Origin of the sequence: Streptomyces zhihengii, assembly GCF_016919245.1 — a bacterium.
GTDB classification, from domain to species: domain Bacteria; phylum Actinomycetota; class Actinomycetes; order Streptomycetales; family Streptomycetaceae; genus Streptomyces; species Streptomyces zhihengii.
Genome location: NZ_JAFEJA010000001.1, coordinates 1,608,299 through 1,627,824 on the forward strand (window position 1 = coordinate 1,608,299; position 19,526 = coordinate 1,627,824).

Sequence of the window (19,526 nt, forward strand, 5' to 3'; positions counted from 1 at the left end):
ATGTCGGCCTCCTGCTGGGTGTCACGTGGACGAGCGGACGAGATCGGGCGAGGCGTGGGCGCCGGGCGGCAGCGCGGCCCTGACCTCCGCGGCCAGGTCCCCGGCGAAGGCACCGAACGCGTCGCCGAGGAAGTGGAAGTGGCCGCCGGGATAGACGCGTTCGGTGAAACGGGACCGGGTCTGCCGCGCCCAGGGCGACATCGCCACCATCGGCGCCCAGGAGTCGTGCGTCGCGGCGAAGACGGTCACCGGGGCGGCCATCGGGGTGCGGTGGGCGTCGGGCCGGTAGCCGGCCACCGCCCGCAGATCGCTGCGGACCAGCCGCAGGAAGCGGTCGCGGAAGTCGGGCACCGCGTCCAGTTGCTGCGGCATGCCGCCCATCTCCCGCAACCGCGCCAGCAGTTCGGCGTCCTCGCTGCCGGGGTCGGGCAGCCGGGTCAGCACCTCGTGGCCGGGCGCCCCGCGCCCCGAGACCCCGACCCAGCGGGGACGGACGCCCCGCTGCTCCAGCGCCCGGGCGGTCTCGTGCGCGACGATCGCGCCGAGGCTGTGCCCGAAGAGCACCAGCGGCGCCCCCTGGGCCCAGGGCAGGACGTCCTCGGTGGCGGTCGCCACGATCTCGTCCATCGACTCCAGCGCCGGTTCGGTGTGGCGCTTGCCGCGTCCCGGGAGGTCGAGCAGGAGCACGTCCCAGTCAACGGGCAGATGGCGGGTCAGCGGGAACCAGGACGCGGCGGAGCCGCCCGCGTGGTGGAAGGCCACCAGGCGGACGGCGGGCGCGTCGAGCCGGCGCGGGCGCACGAAGTTGCTCATGCGTCCCGCTCCGGCGCGCCCTCGGCCGCGGCCGTCGCCGCGATGTCGTCGGCGAGCTTCGCGAACAGCTCCCCGAGGGGCAGGTCCAGTGGCAGTTCCTCGGCCGTCAGCCGCAGCCGGTAGTTCTCCTCGACCTTCGTGATGAACAGCACCGACAGGAACGAGTCGCCGCCGGAGTCGAGGAACGACAGGGTGGTGTCGGGCTCCTCGGACGCGTGCAGCGCCTCGGTCAGCTCGGCGAGCAGATAGGCGCGCACGGCCGCGCGGTCCTGCGGGTCGGGCGCGCCGCGCTTGTGCTCCGGGGCCGCGGCGGCGCTCTCGCCGCCCGCCCCGGTGAGCGGCTCCTCGATCCAGAACCGCCTGCGCTGGAACGGGTAGGTCGGCAGGTCGCCGGTGAACCGGGCCCGCGGTGCCCGCAGCGCGTCCAGGCGGAGGTCGGCCCCCGCGGTGAAAAGGGTGCCGAGCGCGGCGGACAGCAGCGCGGGCGCGCCCTCGGGGTCGTCGCCGACGAGCGGCGCCGTGCGGGTGGCGCCGCCCGCCTCCCACTCCAGCACGGCCGCCTCGCCGAGCTCCGGGTCGAGCCGCGGGCGGACCCGCAGGCCGAGGACGCCGAGCAGACCGGCCAGCCGGGCGGCCGGGGTGCCCTCCTCCTCGGCGCCGCCGGCCGCCGCGGGATACGCCGCGGCGAGGGCGGCGAGGGCCGCGGTGAGCCGCTCCTCGTCCCCGGAGATCCGCAGCACGGCCGTCCGGGGCGCGGCGGGGGTCCGGGCGTCGTCGGCGGGGGTCCGCGCGTCGAGCGCGGCGCCGAGGGCCTCGGCGAGTTCACCGGCGGTGGCACCGGTGACGGCGACGCGGTGGGCGAAGGGGGCGCGGCCGGCACGCAGCGTGTGGCAGACGGACGAGAGCCGCGCCGGTTCGGTCTGCTTGAGACAGGCCCGCACGGAGACGGCGAGTTCCGCGAGGGCCGCCGGGTCCTTCGCGGAGAGCGTCAGCAGCTCCGTCCGCGCGCCGCCGGCGGCGGGGGTCGGGTCCGGGTCCGGGGCGTCGTAGCCCTGGAGGACGACATGGGCGTTGGTGCCGCTCATGCCGAAGGAGTTGACGCCGGCCACCCGGGGCCCGGCGGGCCAGGGCCGGTTGCGGCGCGGCACCGTGACGGAGAGCCGGTCCCACGGGATGTGGGGGTTGAGCGCCGAGCCGTCGTCGGGGAGCGCGGCGGGGATCTCGCGGTGCCGGAGCATCAGGACGGTCTTGATGACGGCGGCGATGCCGGACGCCGCCTCCAGGTGCCCGAGGCGGGCCTTGACGCTGCCGATGGGCAGCGGCGCGCCCCGTTCGCGCACGGCGTCTCCGACGACGGCGTCCAGGGCGCCGACCTCGATCGGGTCGCCGAGGGCGGTGCCGGTGCCGTGCGCCTCGACGTAGCCCAGCTCGCCCGCGCCGACCCGGGCGTCGGCCAGGGCGGCCCGGAACACCTCTTGCTGCGCGGGCCCGTTGGGGGCGGTGAGGCCGGAGGCGGCGCCGTCGTGGTTGACCGCGGAGCCGCGGACGACGGCGAGCACCTCGCGCCCCTCCGCCTCGGCGTCCTCCTGGCGCATCAGGACCAGGACGCCGACGCCCTCGCCCCGGCCGTAGCCGTCGGCGCTGGCGAGGAACGACTTCGACCGCCCGTCCGGCGAGACGGCACGGGTCTGGCAGAGCGAGACCATCAGGCTCGCCGACAGCAGCAGGTTGGACCCGCAGACCAGCGCGTAGCGGCACTCCTCGCCGCGCAGCGCGCGGGTGGCGAGGTGCAGCGCCGACAGCGAGGAGGAGCAGGCGGTGTCCACGCTCAGCACCGGGCCGCGGAAGCCCATCACATGGCTGATGCGGCCCGCGCCGAAGCAGAGCCCGCCGCCGGTGGTGTAGTACGGGTCGATCCGCGTCATGTCGGCGCGGTCCTCGAGGCGTTCGCCGTACTCGGAGGCCATCATGCCGAGGAACACACCGACGTCGAGACGGTCGGAGCGCCGGACGGCGATGCCCGCGCGCTCCAGCGCCTCCCAGGCGGTCTCCAGGAGCATCCGCTGCTGCGGGTCGAGCAGCTTCGCCTCGCGCTGCGAGATGCCGAAGAAGTCGGCGTCGAAGTGGGAGATGTCGGAGAGGAAGCCGGCCCGCCCGACGTAGGAGCGGCCGGGCCTGCCGGGCACCGGGTCGTAGACGGCCCGCAGCCCGGGGCGTTCGTCCGGGATCTCCGAGTCGGCGGTGCCCTCGGCTCGCAGCCAGTCCCAGTAGGCGTCGGGGGTGTCGAGCCCGCCCGGCAGCCGCAGGCTCATGCCGACCACGGCGAGGGGTGCGTGCCGGCGGCCCTCCAGCTCCTGGACGCGGGCCTGGAGCCGCCGGGAGTGCTTGAGCTGCTCCTCCATCAGCTGCCGGATCTGCGCGGGTTCCATGCTTCGGGCGCTCATATCTCTGTCCCCACATCTGCCTGTACGGCTTGGACGAGTTCGTCGAACGACAGTTCCGCCGGGTCCGACGGGTCCGGCCCGGGTGCGGTGTCCCGCGCGGCGGGCGCGGGGTCCGGGGGCGTCGCGGGGGCCGCGGGCCGCTCGGTGGCGGTGCGGTCGCCGGCCGGGTCCGGCGCCGCGCCGGCCTCCGCCGGGAACAGCAGGCCCGTGACGTAGGCCGCCAGCCGGGAGACGGTGGGGTGGTCCAGGGCCACGGTCGCCGGCAGATCGGTGCCGAGCGCGTCCGCCAGCCGGGTGCGCAGATCGATCACCATGATCGAGTCCAGGCCGGTCTCGGTGAATCCGGTGTCGTCGGCCACGGCACCGGGGTCGCCGAGCACCTCGCCCGCCAGGGCGCGGATCTCCCGGTGCAGGAGTTCGCCGCGCTCCTCCGCGTCGAGTCCGGCCAGCTCCCGTGCCAGCCGGCCCCGGCCCGGCCGAGCGGCGGCGGTCCGTGCCGGGCCCGAGACGAGCTGGCGCACCAGGGCGCCGCCGGGGTGCCCCGCGAGCCGCTGCGCGTACGCGTCGCGGTCCATGGCCACCGCGACGAGCCGGCTGCCGGTGCCGCCGGCCAGGACGGTGGCGAGCGTCTCCTCCGCCTCCTCGTCGGTGAGGGGCCGCAGGCCGCGCCGCTCCATGGCCCGCCCGGTGGCCGCCGACGCCGCCATGCCGCCCCGGGCCTTGGGGGCCCAGGGACCCCAGGCGACGCTGGTGGCGGGTGTGCCGCGGGAGCGCAGCAGCGCCGCGAGTCCGTCCAGATAGCCGTTGGCGGCGGCGTAGTTGGCCTGTCCGGCGGAGCCGAGGACGGCGGAGGCGGACGAGTAGAGCACCAGGGCGTCCAGATCCTGCCCCTCCAGCGCCGCGGCCAGGTGGGCGGCACCCTCCGCCTTGGCGGCGAAGACGGTGGTGAAGGCGTCCTCGTCGAGCCGGTCGAAGGACCGGTCGTCGCCCGCGCCGGCGAGGTGCAGTACCGTGCGCAGCGGGGCGTGCTCACCGGCCGCCGCGACGGCCGCGCGGCACGCCTCGGGGTCGGTGACGTCCCCGGCGACGACCGTCACCCGCACGCCGGCCGCGGTGAGTTCGTCGATGACGGTGCGGGCGGTGGCGTCCGGGGCGGACCGGCCCATCAGGGTGAGCGCGGTGGCGCCGGCCCGGGCGAGGAAGGCGGCGCTGCTGAGTCCGAGGGCGCCGAGGCCGCCGGTGATCAGCGCGGCGCCGCCGCGCCCGGACGGGCGGGATCCGCCGTGGCCCCGCGCGGTGTCGGCGTCGTGCGGGACGAGCCGGGCGACCGCGACACCGTCGCCGCCGACGCGCAGCCACGGGTCGGGGAGCCCGGCCGTGACCGCACGGGTCACGGTGGCGGCCAGCGGGGCGGCCTCCCAGCCGGCGCCGAGCGCGACCCGCAGCAGCGGCCGGTCGGTCTGCTCGGCCTCCAGCGAGGCGAGCATGCCCCAGAGGGTCTCGCGGACGGGGGCGGCGGCGGTGTCCGCGGCGGCGAGCACCGCGTACGGCACCGTCCGCTCGGACGCCCGCAGCGCGGTGGCGAGTTCGACGGCCGCCGCGCGTGCGGCTCCGGGCCCACCGGTCCGCTCTCCGCCCGTCTCCGCCGTGAACCGCGCGTCGATCACGAGCTCGGCGGCCCGGGGGGTGTCGGCGCCGCCGGCCGTGCCGGAGGCGGGGCCCGTGCCGGGGGCGGGGCGGGAGCCGTCGCCCGTGCCGGGGCGGTGATCCGTGCCGGAGGCGGAGCCCGTGCCCGTGGCGGGGCGGGAGCCGTCTCCCGTGCGGGGGGCGGGGCGGGAGCCGTCGCCCGTGCCGGAGGCGGTGCGGGAGCCGTCTCCCGTGCGGGGGGCGGGGCCCGTGCCAAGGTCGTCGCCCGTGCCGGGGGCGACGGCAGCGGCGGGATCGGTGTCCGGGACGGCGCCGGGGGCGGCCGGGGTGTCGACCTGGTGGCCCTGGGCGGCGAGGGCCGTGGCCAGGGCCCGGCCGGCCGGGGTCGTGGACCCGAGGAGGGCGATCCGCAGCGGCCGCGACACGATGTCGTCGCCCGCGGGGGCGTGCTGGGGCGTCCACTTCAGGTCGTAGGTGTGCGGGGCGCCCTCGCGCAGGGAGCGTTCCAGGACGGCGCGGGGCGCGCGGCGGAAGCGGAAGTCGTCCACCGCGAGGACGGTGGCGCCGCTGCCGTCGAACATGTGCAGATCGGCCGCCTTGACCTGGAGCAGTCCGTCGTCGGCGCCCTCCTCGACCACCGCCCGCACGTGGCCCCACAGTTCCTGCCCCGGGACGGGCCGGCGCGGGAACGAGAGGCGGGCCACGGCGAACGGGATCGCCAGGCCGTCGTCCTCGGACACCTCGTCGCCGGTGACGGCGAACGCCACCGCGCTCTGGAGGCAGGAGTCGAGCAGGCCCGGGTGGATCTCCCAGCCGTCGGGGGACTCGTTCATCTCCGCCGGCTCGGTGAAGCGGATGAGCGCCTCCTGGCCGCGGATCCACGCCTCCCCGATCCAGCGGAAGGACGGCCCGAGGTGGTAGCCGAGGGCCCGCAGATGGGCGTAGAAGGCGTCGCCCGTCAGATGCCGGTCGGCCGCGGCGGCGAAGGCCGCCGGGTCCGGCGGCGCCGCGCGGCGGGCCTCGTCCGCCGCCGGGCCGGACGGTTCGCCGATCCGAGCGGCCAGGTGCTGCTGCCAGCGCCCCCGCTCCGGGTCGAGCAGGCTGTGGACGCCGACGGCGCGTGCGCGGCCCTCCTGGGCCTCCTCCACGATCTGGAGGTCGTAGTGCTCGCCGTCCCGCAGCACCAGGGCGCGCGGGAAGTGGAGGTCCTCCAGCACGACCGGCGCCCCGCCGGCGCCGAGCGCGGACAGCACCGTCGCGGTCTGGGAGGCGCCGGGCACCGACACGACGCCGAACAGCCGGTGGTCGGTGAGGTGGGCCGGGTACTCGGTGCTGCGCGCGGTGGTCCACACCCGGCCGCCGAAGGCGGGCGAGCGCAGCGGGCTGCCCCAGGCGGGCGCCTGCCCGGCGGGCCGCCGTGCGGCGGGTGCCGGGCCGCCGCCGGCGTCGGTCCAGTGCCGGGTGCGGGCGAACGGGTAGCGCGGTGCGGGCGTGCCGGTGGCCGGCCGCCGCGGGGAGGTGCGCGACCAGTCGACGTCCTGGCCGCCCAGGTACAGCGCCCGGGTCGCCGCCAGCAGCGCCGCGCCGTCGCCGGTGCCCCGGCGCAGCGACGGGACGGTCACGGGCGCGGGGTCGAGTTCCGCCCCGGCGACCAGGTTGACCAGGGTGCGGTCGGGGCCGATCTCCAGGCAGATGTCGATCCCCAGCCCGGCGAGGGCGCGCGCCCCGTCGTGGAACCGCACCGGCAGGCGGGCGTGGCGGCGCCAGTAGGCGGCGTCGTACTCGCCGGGGCCGGCGAGCCGGCCGGTCACGTTGGAGATCACGGGCAGCGCGGGGGCGTGGAACGCCAGCGGCGCGAGGACCTCGTCGAAGGCGGCGAGGGCGGGGTCGAGCAGCCGGGAGTGGAAGGCGTGCGACACCCCGAGCCTGCGGGCCCGTACGCCCTCGTCCTTCAGCCGGGCGGCGAGCGCGTCGACGGCGTCCACGGAGCCGGACAGCACCACCGAGGCCGGTCCGTTGACGGCCGCGACGTCCAGTCCCGTCCCGGCCGCCCACTCGGCGGCCCGCTCCTCGTCGGCGACGACGGCGAGCATCGCGCCGCGCTCGGTGCCCTGCATGAGCCGGGCCCGGTGGGCGATCAGCTCCAGTCCGGTGGGCAGGTCCATCACTCCGGCCGTGACGGCGGCGGAGATCTCGCCGACGCTGTGGCCCATCACGACGGCGGGCCGCACGCCGCGGGACTCCCACAGCGCGGCGAGGGACAGTTCCAGGGTCACCAGGGCGGGCTGGGTCACCCGGGTCTCGTTGACCGCGTCCCGGTCGTCGCCGTAGTACAGCAGGTCGGTGAGCGAGGCGCCGAGGGCGGGCGCGAGGACCCGGTCGCAGGCGTCGAACGTCTCCCGGAACACCGGTTCGCTCTCGTACAGTTCGCGCCCCATGCCGAAGTACTGGCTGCCCTGCCCGGAGAACAGGAAGGCGATGCGCGGGGCGCCGGCGGCGGCGGGGCCGGCCGGGGTGCTGAGCTGCTCGGCGAGCTGTCCGGCGGTGGTGCCCAGCAGGGCGCGCCGGTACGGGAAGTGGGCGCGGCCCGCCCCGGCCTGCGCGGCGAGCGCGTCCAGTTCCCCGTCGGCGGCGTCGCCGAGGCGTACCGCCCAGGCGGCGCCCAGGCGGTCCAGGCCGTCCGGGTCGGGGGCGGAGAGCGGGATCAGCCGGGTGGCCGGGCGGGCGGCGGGGTCCTCGGGCACGGGCGGCGGGGCGGGCGCCTCGTCGGGGGCGTCGGCGACGACCAGGTGCGCGTTGGTGCCGGTGAAGCCGAAGCCGGACACCCCGGCGAGGCGGGGCCCGTCGCCGCGGCGCCAGGCGGTGGCGGTGTCGACGACCCGCACGTTCATGCCGTCCCAGTCGACGTGCGGATTGGGGTCGCCGAAGTGGAGGTTGGCGGGGATCACGTCGTGGCGCAGCGCGAGCACCGTCTTGAAGAGCGCGGCCATGCCGGCGGCGGACTCGCAGTGGCCGATGTTGCTCTTGACCGAGCCCAGGTGCAGCGGGCGGCCGGGGCGGCGCCCGGGGCCGAGGACCCGCCAGGCGGCGGCCACCTCGACCGGGTCGCCGAGGGCGGTGCCCGTGCCGTGCGCCTCCAGGTAGGAGACGTCGGCGCCGTCGACGCCGGCCTGCTCCAGCGCGGCGCGGAGCATGCTCTCCTGCGCCCGCCCGCTGGGGACGGTCAGCCCGGAGGAGGCCCCGTCCTGGTTGACGGCGCTGCCCCGGATGACGGCGAGCACCCGGTCGCCGTCGCGGCGGGCGTCCGCGAGCCGCTTGAGGACCACGACACCGCAGCCCTCGGAGCGGACGAAGCCGTTGGCGTCGGCCGAGAAGGTACGGCACCGGCCGTCGGGCGAGAGCATGTGCGCCTGGCTGACGGCGGCCCAGGAGGCGGGATCGAGCATGACGTTGACGCCGCCGGCGAGCACGGCGTCGCTCTCGCCGGAGCGCAGCGAGCCGACCGCGAGGTGCAGGGCGACCAGTGACGAGGAGCAGGCGGTGTCCACGGCGACGGCGGGACCGTTCAGCCCCAGGGTGTAGGCGATCCGGCCGGCCGCGGCGTTGAGCGCGGTGCCGGTGCTGTAGTAGGCGTCGACCTCGTCGGGGCCGTCGGCGGCGAGCAGCCGGGCGTAGTCGCCGTAGCTGACGCCGACGAACACCCCGGTGCGCGAGTCGCGCAGCGACCGCGGGTCGATGCCGCCGTCCTCCAGGGCGTGCCAGGCCGATTCGAGGAGGATGCGCTGCTGCGGGTCGAGGTTCTCGGCCTCGCGGGCCGGGACGGAGAAGAACCCGGCGTCGAAGCGGTCGATGTCGTCGAGGAATCCGCCCTGGTCGGTGGTGACCGTGCCGGGGGTGAGGGCGTCGGGGTCCCAGCGGCCGGCGGGCACCCGGGTGACGCCGTCCCGGCCGTCGATCAGCAGCTCCCACAGCTCCTCGGCGCTGCGGGCGCCGGGGAAGCGGCCGGCCATGCCGACGATCGCGATCGGCTCCGGGGTGCCGGGGGGCGCCGTGGGGACCGGGGCCGCGGGGGTGCGGCCGGGCGCGGGGGGCGGTCCGGCCGGGCGGGCGGGCGCGGGAGATGCAGCGGCGGGTGCGGCGGCCGGTGCGGCGAGCAGGAAGGCGGCGAGGCGGGTGACCGTGGGGTGGTCGAAGACGTCCGGCACCTGCACGTCGGTGCCGAACTCCGCGGAGAGCCGGGCGGTCAGGTCGACGGCCATGATCGAGTCCAGGCCGAGGTCGAAGAAGCCGACCTCGTCGCGGACGGCGGAGGCGTCGGCGTGGCCGAGCTGGTCGGCGAGCAGTTCGCGGACCAGCGTGCGGGCGGCGGCCGGGCGCTCGGCCGGGGTCAGCGCGGCGAACCGGCCGCCTGCCGCGCCGGTGCCGTCCCGCCCGGCGCCGTCCTGGGGCGCCTCGGGGGCGAACAGTCCGCGCGGGCGGAGCCCCGTCATCACCTGGCGCAGGCGGGCGACGTCCAGCGGGCAGGCCACGATGCGGCCGTCCGCGCCCGGGGCACGGCCCGTCAGGGCCGCGCGGCCGCGGGCCGCGTCGAGGGTGCCGATGCCCATCCGGGCGGCGCGGTCGCGCAGTCCGGCGTCGGCCATGCCCTCGCCGCCGAGCGCCCAGGGGCCGTAGGCGATGCTCACCGCGGGCAGCCCGAGGGAGACCCGGTGCGCGGCCAGCAGGTCGAGGGCGCCGTTGGCGGCCGAGTAGGCGGCGCAGTCCTGGGTGCCCCACACCGAGGAGACCGAGGAGACCAGCACGAAGAAGTCCAGCGGCCAGTCCCGGGCGGCCAGATGGAGCCACCAGGCGCCCGCGGCCTTGCCGCCGAGCGCGTCCGCGAACTCCCCGGCGCCGGTGCGGGCGGCGGGCGCGTAGGAGACGGTGCCCGCCGCGTGCAGCACACCGCGCACGGGCGGCATGCCGTCCAGGGCCTCGCGGGCGGCGTCCACGGCGGCGGGGGTGTCGCAGCCGCCGCCGCGGTAGACGGCGCGGTCGGTGTCGCGGCGCAGCGCGGCGAGGAACCCGGCCGCCTCGGCGCCGAGTTCGTCCTCGGCGCGGCGGCCCACGAGCAGCAGGTTGCGCGCTCCGCGGCGGACCAGCTCGCCGACGAGCTCCCGGCCGACGGCGCCGAGGCCGCCGGTGACGAGGTAGGTGGCGTCGGCCCGGACGGTGAGTTCCGCGGGCTCCCCCGCGGCCTCGGCCAGCCGCGGGACCAGGATCCGTCCGTCGCGCACGGCGGCCACGTCCTCGGCCCCGGCGGTCGCCGTCTGCGCCAGGACGAAGCCGAGCAGCGCGCCGGTGTCGCCCGGTCCGGGCTCGGCGGGCAGATCGACGACGCCGCCCCAGGCGGCCCCGAGTTCGAGCCCGAGCACCGGGGCGAGCCCGTGCAGCAGGCCGTGCGCGGTGGCCGCCGCGTGGTCGCCGTCCGCGGTGCGCACGGCCGCGCGGGTGACGGCGTGCGCCCGGCAGCGGTCGCCCGCGCCGACGGCGGCCGCGGTCACGGCGGCGGCGAGCGCCGCGCCGTCCGCGACGGCGCGGTCGGCGCCGGCTCCGCCGGGTCCGCGGGCAGCGGCGCGCCGCGCAGCGCCAGGACGAGCGCGGTGGGCGCCTCGCCGTCCCGCTCCGCCCAGAACCGCCGCCAGCCGTCGGCGTCCCCGGGCAGCCCGCCGACCTCCCACCCCTCCGCCGGCCCCGGGGGTACGGGAGTGAGCAGGGTCCCCCGCACCCCCCGGGCGGCCGCCTCGCGGACCAGCTCCGCGAGGAGTCCGGAGTCGTCCCCCGCGAGAACGAGCGCGACCTCGCCCGCCTCGGGGGCCTCGGGGGCGCTGCCCCCGGCACCGGGCACGGCATCCGCCACGGGCACCCACCGGGTGACATGCGCCCCCGGCAGGCCGCCGGGGTCGGCGGCGGGCGCCTCGGCACCGGCGGGGACGGGGGCCGAACCGGCAGGCGTGGGCGCCGCGTTGCCGGGCGCGGCGGCCGAGCCGCCGGACGCGGCAGCGGTTCCGGCCGCGACGCCGCCCGCACCGGCGGCGGTGCCGCCGCGACCCGCAGGGCCGCCGGTCGCGACCGGCGAGCCCGGCACGTTCCCTGCCGGGGAGCCCACCGAACCGGCGGACGCGGCGGACGCGGCTGCCGCGTTGCCCGACCCGGCGGCCGAGCCGCCGGACACGCCGGCGGTGCCGCCGCGACCCGCAGGGCCGCCGGTCGCGACCGGGAAGCCCGGCGCGCTCCCTGCCGGGGAATCCGCCGAACCGGCGGACGCGCCCACCGCGTTGCCCGGCCCGGCGGCAAGGCCTGCCGCAGCGGGGGCGGCATGGGCCCCGGCGGCGGTTCCGGCCGCGACGCCGCCCGAACCGGCGGACGCGGCTGCCGCGTTGCCCGCCCCGCCGGGCAGGCCCGCCCCGCCGGACCCGGACGCCGCCGCGTCCGGGTTGCCGCCCACCGCGCCGGCGGCGGTACCCGTCGCGGCGGCGGCGGTGCCCGGCTCCCCGCCACCCGGAAGGTTCTCCGGGGCGAAGCGGAGGCGTTCCCACGGGTAGGACGGGAGGTCGATCACGTCGCGGGGCAGGGCGGCGAAGGGCTCCGCTTCGGCCGGGGGCGGGGCGGCGTCGCCGGACGCCACGGCGCGCAGGGCGCGGGCCGCTTCGTCGGGGCCGGTGGCGGTGATCCGGGCGCGGTGCTCGTGGGCCGTGCGGCCCTCCCCGGCGGAGTAGGCGAAGGCGGGCCAGGAGCCGGGGGCGAGGCCGGTCAGGTGGTCCGCGTAGCGGGCCGCGAGGGCGCGCAGGGCCTGGGGGGTCTTCGCGGAGATGTCGAACCCGGTCACGGCGGGCGCGCCGTCGGCGGGAGGCAGGGGGTCGCCGGGCGGGCCGAGGACGACGTGCGCGTTGGTGCCGCTCATGCCGAACGAGCTGACGCCCGCGTAGGGCCCGGCCTCGTCGGGGAGGTCGGTCAGGGTGTCCGGCACGGTGATGGCGGTGCCCGAGAGGTCGATCCGCGGGTTGAGCGTGCGGAAGTGGACGACCGGGGGCGCCTGGCGGTGGCGTACGCAGAGCATCGCCTTCACCAGGCCGGCGACGCCCGCGGTGGCCTCCAGGTGCCCGAAGTTGCTCTTCGCCGCGCCGACGGCGAGCGGCGCGCCGCCGTTGACCCGGCCGAGGGCGGTGGCCAGCGCCTCCATCTCGATGGGGTCGCCGAGCGAGGTCCCGGTGCCGTGCGCCTCGATGTAGCCGATGTCGGCGGGCCCGAGTCCGGCGTCCGCGAGGGCGCGTTCGACGAGGTCGACCTGGGAGAGCACGTTGGGTGCGGTGAAGCCGCCCGAGCGGCCGTCCTGGTTGACGGCGGTGCCGTGGATGACGCCGTGCACCCGGTCGCCGTCGCGCAGCGCGTGGTCCAGGCGCTTGAGGACGACGACTCCGCAGCCCTCGCCGCGGACGAAGCCGTTGGCGCGGGCGTCGAACGCCTTGCACAGGCCGTCGGGCGCCAGGGAGCGGGTCTCCTGCACCAGGCGCATGGAGCGCGGGGACAGGATGAGGTTGGTGCCCGCGGCGAACGCCACCTCGCAGTCGCCGCGCCGCAGGGCCTGCGCCGCGAGGTGGACGGCGACCAGCGAGGAGGAGCAGGCCGTGTCCACGGCCATCGCGGGGCCGTTGAGGCCGAGCGCGTGGGCGATGCGGCCCGCGGCGAAGTTGTGCCCGTTGCCGGTGGTCCAGTAGGCGTCGGGCTGTCCGGCGAGCCAGTCGCGGTAGTCCTGCCACATGATGCCGAGGTACATGCCGGTCCGGGTGCCGGACAGGTCCCCGGCGGGCAGGCCGGCGTTCTCCATGGCCTCCCAGGCGACCTCCAGCAGCAGTCGCTGCTGGGGGTCGAGGTGGCGTGCCTCCCGGGGGCTGATGCCGAAGAAGGCGGCGTCGAAGCCGAGTACGTCGTCGAGGAAGCCGCCGCGCTGGGGCAGGGTGTCCCACTCGGCGGCGAACGGCTCCTTGCGGTGCGCGGGGACGGGGCGGACCAGGTCCCGTCCGGCCGTCAGCGCGTCCCAGTACCCGTCGAGGCCGTCGATGCCGCCGGGCAGCCGCAGGCCGACGCCGATGACGGCGACGGGCCCGCTGCTCTCCTGCTCCTCGATGCGCCGGCGCAGGGTGCGGATCGTGGCGAGTGCCCGGGTGAGCGGTGTCTGCCCGGTTCCGGCGGGTGCAGCGGTCTCTTCCATGTGTCGGTATTCCTCGCGGTCGTACGACGGGGCGTCGTGGGTGACGGGCAGGGGGCCGGGCACGGGAGGGGTCACATGGCGGCCGCCGGGTCGGGCAGGCGCTCGCACAGCGCGGCGGCGAGGGCCGCGGCGGTGCCGTAGGACCACAGGAGGGTGGGCGACAGCCGGAGCCCGAAGGCGGCCTCCAGCCGGTTGCGCAGTTCCAGGCCCATGAGGGAGTCGAGGCCGAGTTCCTTGAACGGCACCTCGCTGCCGACGCCTTCGGCGCCCAGGCGCAGCACCCGTCCGGCGAGCCGGCGGACCTCCTCCTCGGCGACCGCGGGCCGGTCGCCGGCCGGTGTGCCGAGCAGCCGGGCGAGGAAGTCGCCGCCGCCGGCGGACGCGCCGTCGTCCCGTGCGGCGGTGTGCAGCCGCTCCCAGCTCCCGAGCGCGGCGGTGTCGGGGTAGGCGTCGAACCAGCGGCGCAGGGCGATGGGCACGTAGCCGGTCACCGGCTCGTCCCGCTCCAGCATGCGCAGCAGGGCGGGCCACGCCTCGCCGGGCGGGAAGCCGCCCATGCCGCGCTCCTCCAGCCGTGCGCCGCGCTGCTCCTCGCTCGCGGCGAGGCCGGTCCCGGTGAAGGGTCCCCACTGGACGCTGAGGGCGGGCAGGCCGCGACGGCGGCGTGCCTCGGCGAGGGCGTCGAGGTAGGAGTTGGCCGCCGCGTAGGCGGCCTGTCCCGCGTTGCCGACGAGCGCGGCGGCGGAGGAGAAGAGCACGAACAGGTCGAGCGGTTCGTCCGCGGTGGCCTCGTCGAGGTTGCGGGCGCCGGCGGTCTTCGGCGCGAGCACCCGGCCGACCTGATCTTCCGTCAGGTTCCTTACGGTGGCGTCCTCCAGCAGGCCGGCGAGGTGGACCACGCCGCGCAGCGGCGGCAGGTCCGTGCGGACGCGGGCGAGCACCGCGCGCACCGCGTCCGCGTCGGCCGCGTCGCACCGCTCGGTGACGACCCGGGTGCCGGCGGCCCGCAGGGCCTCGACGCGGGCGGCGGCCTCCGGTCCCGGTGCGGACCTGCCGAGCAGAACGAGGGCGCCCGCGCCGTGCGCCGCCAGGTACTCGGCGAGGCTCAGTCCGAGGGCGCCGAGTCCGCCGGTGAGCAGATAGCTGCCGTCCGCGCGGAGGCGTCCGCCGGTCAGCGGCAGCGCCGTCACCCCGGTGACGCCGGCCGCGCCGGTGAGCACGGTGCGGACGCCTTCCGCGGCGGCCTCCGCGCTCTCGCGCAGTGCGGCGACGGCGTCGGCCATGGGCCGGGTGCGCACCGGCAGGGGCTCCAGCTTGCCGTCGGCGAGCATGCCCCAGGCGGCGGTCAGTGCCGCGGCGAAGCGGCGGGAGCGGGGGCCGAGCAGGGCGGGGAGGTGGACGGCGGACAGGGTGAGGCCCCTGCTGTACGCCTCGGCGCCGAGCGCGCGTCCGCCGGTGCCGCCGAAGGTGATGTACCGGCCGCCGTCGGCGACGGCGTCCAGCCGGCCGTCGCCGGGCCGGCCCGCCGGGGAGGCGAGGACCAGGTCGACGCCCCGGCCGCCGGTGGCGGCCCGTACGGCGTCGGTCCAGGCCGGGTCGGCGGGGTCGACGACGAGGTCGGCGGCGTCCTGGCCGGGCGCGGCCGAGGTGGTGACGATCCGGGCGCCGATCACCCGGGCGACCTGCTCGACGGCGGCCCGCACGGCGACCTGGGGCGGCAGGTCGATCAGCACGGTCTCGCCCGGTTCCAGGCGCCCGAGGTCGGCGAGCGCGTACCAGGCGGCGCCCATGGGCAGCGGGAGGGCGGCGGCCTCGGCGTCGCCGAGGGCCTCGGGCACGGGCACCGCGTGCTCGGCGCGGACGGTGACATGGCTGGCGAGGGCGCCCGCGGCGCAGGCCGCCACCCGGTCGCCGGGGGCGAAGGCGGTGACGTCGGGACCGGTGGCGGTGACCCGTCCCGCGCAGCCGGAGCCGAGCGGCAGCGCCCCGGCGGGGCCGGGTGCCGGGCCGAAGACGCGCTGGGCGTCGCCGTGGTCGAGGGCGGCGGCGAGGACCTCGATCTCGATCTCGCCGGGTCCCGGGGCCCGGCGGGCCAGCGGCAGGAACTCGACCGCCTCCCGGGCGCCGGGGCGCCGGGCGGCGGCGCGGAAGGGCTGGCGGCCGGAGCGGGGCGCCGGCAGGGCGCCGGGCTCCGTGTCCGCGGCGCCCCGGGTGAGGCGGGCGGCGAGGCGGCGGCCGGCGCGCAGGGCGACCTGGTCCTCCGCGGTGTCCCCGACGAGTTCGGCGGCCCAGTCGGCGGCGTCGTCGGCCGGGTCCACGTCGACCACGCGGGCGTGCAGTTCGGGGTGTTCGCGGCGCAGCACCCGGGTGAAGCCCCAGTAGAGGGCGGCTCCGGGGTCGGGCGCGTCGTCGGCGCCGGTGGCCTGGGCGCGGCCGGTGACGACGGTCAGCCGGGGCGGCACGGGCAGGTCGGAGCAGGTGCGGGCGAGGGCGGCGAGGCGGGTGAGCCCCAGGCGCTGGGCCTCCTCTCCGTCCGCCGCGCCGGGGGCGACGAAGGCGACGTGGCCGGGGAGGTCCCCGCCGTCGGGCAGGGCGGTGCGGGTGACCCGGGCCCCGGCGGCCTCCAGCGCGGCGGCGAGCGGGGCGATGACGGACTCCCGGCCGGGGTGCGCGGTGTCCCCGTCCGCGGCCGTGCCGGTGACGAGCCAGTGGCCGGCCCCGTCCGTCCCGGGGCGCGGGGCGGTGAGGTCGGTCCACTCGATGCGGTGGAGGCGTTCGGCGTCGGTCTCCGTGCCGCCGCCCGTGCCGGGGAGCGGGGTGAGGGTCAGCCCCTCCATGACGAGCAGGGGCCGGTGTCCCTCGTCGAAGATCTCGATGTCGAAGAGGCCCTCGGCGCGGCGCACGGCGTGGGACCAGATCCGGGTGGTGCCTTCCCCGGACGTGCCGGGGAGTTCGACGCGCTCCACGGACGTGGGGACCACGACGGCGCCGGGGGCGAGGCCGGCGCAGAGCGACAGGCAGACCTGGAGGGCGCCGTCCCACAGGGCGGGGTGCAGGGCGTGGGTGCGGTTGCCCGCCCGCAGCCGGTCGGCGAGGACGACCTCGCCGAGGGCGCGGGTGCCGTCCGGGTCGGTGACGAGGGTGGTGACGCCCTGGAAGGCGGGCCCGTACTCCAGGCCGCGCGCCGCCCAGTCGCGGTAGAAGGCGGCGGTGTCCCGGGGTTCGGCGCCGGTGTGCCAGTCGGGGAAGACGGGGGCGGGCCGGGGGCCGGGCAGGGCGGTGGCGCGTGCGACGGCGTTCTCCTGCCAGCCGGCGGCGCCGGCGGGCAGGGAGAGCAGCCGGAAGGTGCCGCCGTCGGTGCCGCCGCGCCATTCGGCGGTGAGGCGGGTGATGTCGTCGGTGAGGGCGACCTCCTCGGCGAAGGCGACCTTCTCCAGCCGCCGCACGGCCGGACCGGGCAGCGAGCGGGCGGTGTTGACGGCGACGGCGAGCATCCCGGCCGCGGGGAGCACGGCCGTGCCGTGCACCCGGTGGTCCTCCAGCCAGGGCGGGTTGCCGAGGGAGAGTTCCAGCGCGCCGTGCCGGGCGTCCTCCTCGCCGGGGGCGGGCAGCAGGGGTGCGTCGAAGCCGCGGGCGGCGCCGGAGCCGCGCGGGCGGGCGTCGGTCCAGTGGCGTTCGGGACGCAGCGGGTAGCCGGGCACGGTGGCGGCGGCGTGGCGGGGCAGGTCGCCGAAGGGCTCCAGACCGGCGACGTAGGCGCGGCCGAGGGCGGTGGCGACGTCGTCGGTGCCGCCGTGGTGGCGGCGCATGGTGGTCAGCACGGCGGTGCGGGCCGCGTGCCCGGCGGTGAGCTGCTCGACGGCGGGGGCGAGGACGGGGTGGGGGCTGATCTCGACGACATGGGTGATGCCGTCGTCGAGGACGGCCTGCATGGCGTCGGCGAACTGCACGGGACTGCGCAGGTTCTCGACCCAGTAGGCGGCGTCCATCTCGGGGCCCGTCAGCCGGGTGCGGCGGACGGTGGACAGCAGCGGGATGCGGGCCTCGCGCGGCCGGACGGGGGCGAGGGCGGTGAGCAGGTCCTCGCGCAGCGGGTCCATCTGGGGGCTGTGGGAGGCGTAGTCGACGTTGACCAGCCGGCAGTAGGTGCCCTCGGCGTCGAGGAGTTCCTTGAGGGTGAGCACGGCCTCCTTCTCGCCCGACAGGACACAGGAGTTGGGGCCGTTGTGGACGGCGAGGGAGACGCTGTCCTCGAAGCCCTCCAGGGCCGCGAGGGCGGCGTCCCGGCCGAGGTCCACCGCGAGCATCCGGCCGTGCCCGGAGGTGCGGCGGGCGATGGCGCTGCGGCGGGCCATGACCAGGGCGGCGTCCTCGTAGGAGAGGATCCCGGCGACGGTGGCCGCGGTGATCTCGCCCTGGCTGTGGCCGAGGACGACGTCCGGTTCGATGCCCGCGGCGCGCCAGAGTCCGGCGAGCCCGAGCGACATGGCCCACAGGGTGGGCTGGAGCATGTCGATGCGCCGGGTCCAGGTGTCGTCGGCGCGGCCGGCGAAGATGTCGAGCAGGTTCCAGTCGGTGTGCGGGCGCAGGGCGTCGGCGCAGCGGGTGACGACCTCGGCGAAGAGCGGGCTGTCCTGGAAGAGCCGGGTGCCCATGCCCGTCCACTGGGAGCCCTGGCCGGGGAAGACGAAGGCGGTGCCGCCGTGCGGCACGGCGCTGCCGGTGACGAGTCCGGGTGCCTCCGGTTCGCCGCCGGGTGCCCCGGCGAGCGCGGCCAGTTGCGTGCGCAGGGCGTCGGCGTCGGTGGCGACGAGGGCGGCGCGGTGGGGGTGGTGGTCGCGGCGCCAGGCGAGGGCTCCGGCCTGGGCCGCCGCCTCGGACGCGTCCTCGGGGACGAGCGGGGCGAGGTCGGCGGCGCGGCGGCCGAGGGCCTCGGTGTCCTTGGCGGAGAGCGGGAGCACGGCGGGCAGTCCGGTGGCGGGCCCGGTGCCGTCGGCGGACGGCTCGGCCGCGGGCGGGCTCAGCAGCACGACATGGGCGTTGGTGCCGCCCCAGCCGAAGGAGTTGACGCCGAGGCACAGCGGCCCGGTGGGGGGCAGCGGTGTCGCCTCGCGCACCACGCGGACGTTGATGTCGTCGAACGGGATGGCGGGGTTGAGCTCGGCGGAGTGGAGGCTGGGCGGCAGCATCCGGTGGCGCAGCGCGAGGAGGTTCTTCATCAGGCCGGCGAGGCCCGCACTGGCCTCCAGGTGGCCGATGTTGGTCTTGACCGAGCCGATGAGCAGCGGCCGGTCGCGGTCGCCGCCGAGGACGCGGCCGATGGCGGTGGCCTCGATCGGGTCGCCGCGTCCGGTGCCGGTGCCGTGGGCCTCGACGTAGTCCGGGCCGCCGGCGGGTACGGCGCCCGCGCTGTAGGCGCGGCGCAGCAGGTCCTCCTGCCCGGCGGGGCTGGGGGTGACGAGGCTCTCGCCGCCGCCGTCGTTGTTGACGACGGTGCTGGCGACGACGCCGTGGATGCGGTCGCCGTCGGCGAGGGCGCGGGCCAGGGTCTTCACGTAGAGGGCGGCGACCCCTTCGCCGCGGACGAAGCCGTTGGCCGCGGCGGAGAACGCCTTGCTGCGTCCGTCCGGGGAGAGTCCGCCGAAGTGGGTGAGCCCCACGGTGACATGGGGGTCGAGGATGAGGTTGGTGCCGCCGACGACGGCCGCGTCGATCTCGCCCTCGCGCAGCGCCTGGCAGGCGAGGTGGAGGGCGACCAGCGAGGAGGAGCAGCCGGTCTCCACGGTCATGCTGGGGCCGCGGACCTTCAGGAAGTACGAGAGGCGGGCCGCGATCACGTCGAGGGCGTTGCCGACGAGGCTGTGCGGGGTGGGGCGGGCGTCGCGGTCCTTGCGCAGCAGTTCGTAGTCGTGCCAGGAGGCGCCGACGTAGACGCCGGTGCGGGTGCCGGCGAGGGCGGCGGCCCGCTGGCCGGCGTCCTCGATCGCGCGCCAGCCGACCTCCAGCATCAGCCGCTGCTGCGGGTCGATGGCCTCGGCCTCGCGGGGCGAGATGCCGAAGAACTGGGCGTCGAAGCGGTCGACGCCGTCGATGAAGCCGCCGACGGCCTGGATCTCCTTCTCGGGGTCGAGCTGCGCCGAGCTGTCCCAGCGCTCGGCGGGGACGGGGCCTATGGCGTCCACGCCGTCCATGAGAAGGGTCCAGAAACTGTCGAGATCAGGCGCTCCCGGAAACTTGCCGGCCATTCCGACAATGGCCGTAAGATTCGCCGGGTCACGGTCTGCAATCGCGTCCATGTGCCGTCGCCTTCTCGTCTCGCAACCGAATACCGAAGCAATCCGTCCGAACGTATAACAGCCCATAATCAGGGG

5 protein-coding genes are annotated in these 19,526 nt (G+C 77.6%); all 5 read right to left on the reverse strand.

The window, feature by feature from the left end; all coding sequences use genetic code 11:
- Positions 1 to 21 precede the first annotated feature (21 nt).
- Positions 22 to 813 (reverse strand): thioesterase II family protein, encoded by a 792-nt coding sequence (locus JE024_RS06810; protein WP_205372730.1) that lies wholly within the window; start codon positions 811 to 813, stop codon positions 22 to 24.
- The gene (locus JE024_RS06815) at positions 810 to 3,257 is read right to left on the reverse strand and encodes a beta-ketoacyl synthase N-terminal-like domain-containing protein (protein ID WP_205372731.1); all 2,448 of its coding nucleotides are present in this window, start codon (positions 3,255 to 3,257) and stop codon (positions 810 to 812) included. The genes JE024_RS06810 and JE024_RS06815 overlap by 4 nt, the downstream gene beginning before the upstream one ends.
- Complete coding sequence (locus JE024_RS06820) at positions 3,254 to 10,447, reverse strand: type I polyketide synthase (protein WP_205372732.1); 7,194 nt, start codon at positions 10,445 to 10,447, stop codon at positions 3,254 to 3,256. Before JE024_RS06820 ends, JE024_RS06815 begins: the two co-directional genes overlap by 4 nt.
- On the reverse strand, positions 10,444 to 13,155 hold the full coding sequence (locus JE024_RS40930; protein ID WP_244882638.1) for a beta-ketoacyl synthase N-terminal-like domain-containing protein: 2,712 nt from the start codon (positions 13,153 to 13,155) through the stop codon (positions 10,444 to 10,446). Before JE024_RS40930 ends, JE024_RS06820 begins: the two co-directional genes overlap by 4 nt.
- 71 nt (positions 13,156 to 13,226) lie before the next feature.
- A complete protein-coding gene (locus JE024_RS06830) occupies positions 13,227 to 19,517 on the reverse strand; it encodes an SDR family NAD(P)-dependent oxidoreductase (protein ID WP_443742865.1) in 6,291 nt (2,096 codons plus the stop codon).
- Between the last annotated feature and the right edge of the window lie 9 nt (positions 19,518 to 19,526).

Coding starts and splice junctions, on each gene's coding strand:
- JE024_RS06815 (WP_205372731.1), bottom strand. CDS start 3,257: ATGAGCGCCCGAAGCATGGAACCCGCGCAGATCCGGCAGCTGATGGAG.
- JE024_RS06830 (WP_443742865.1), bottom strand. CDS start 19,517: ATGGGCTGTTATACGTTCGGACGGATTGCTTCGGTATTCGGTTGCGAG.
- JE024_RS06810 (WP_205372730.1), bottom strand. CDS start 813: ATGAGCAACTTCGTGCGCCCGCGCCGGCTCGACGCGCCCGCCGTCCGC.
- JE024_RS40930 (WP_244882638.1), bottom strand. CDS start 13,155: ATGGAAGAGACCGCTGCACCCGCCGGAACCGGGCAGACACCGCTCACC.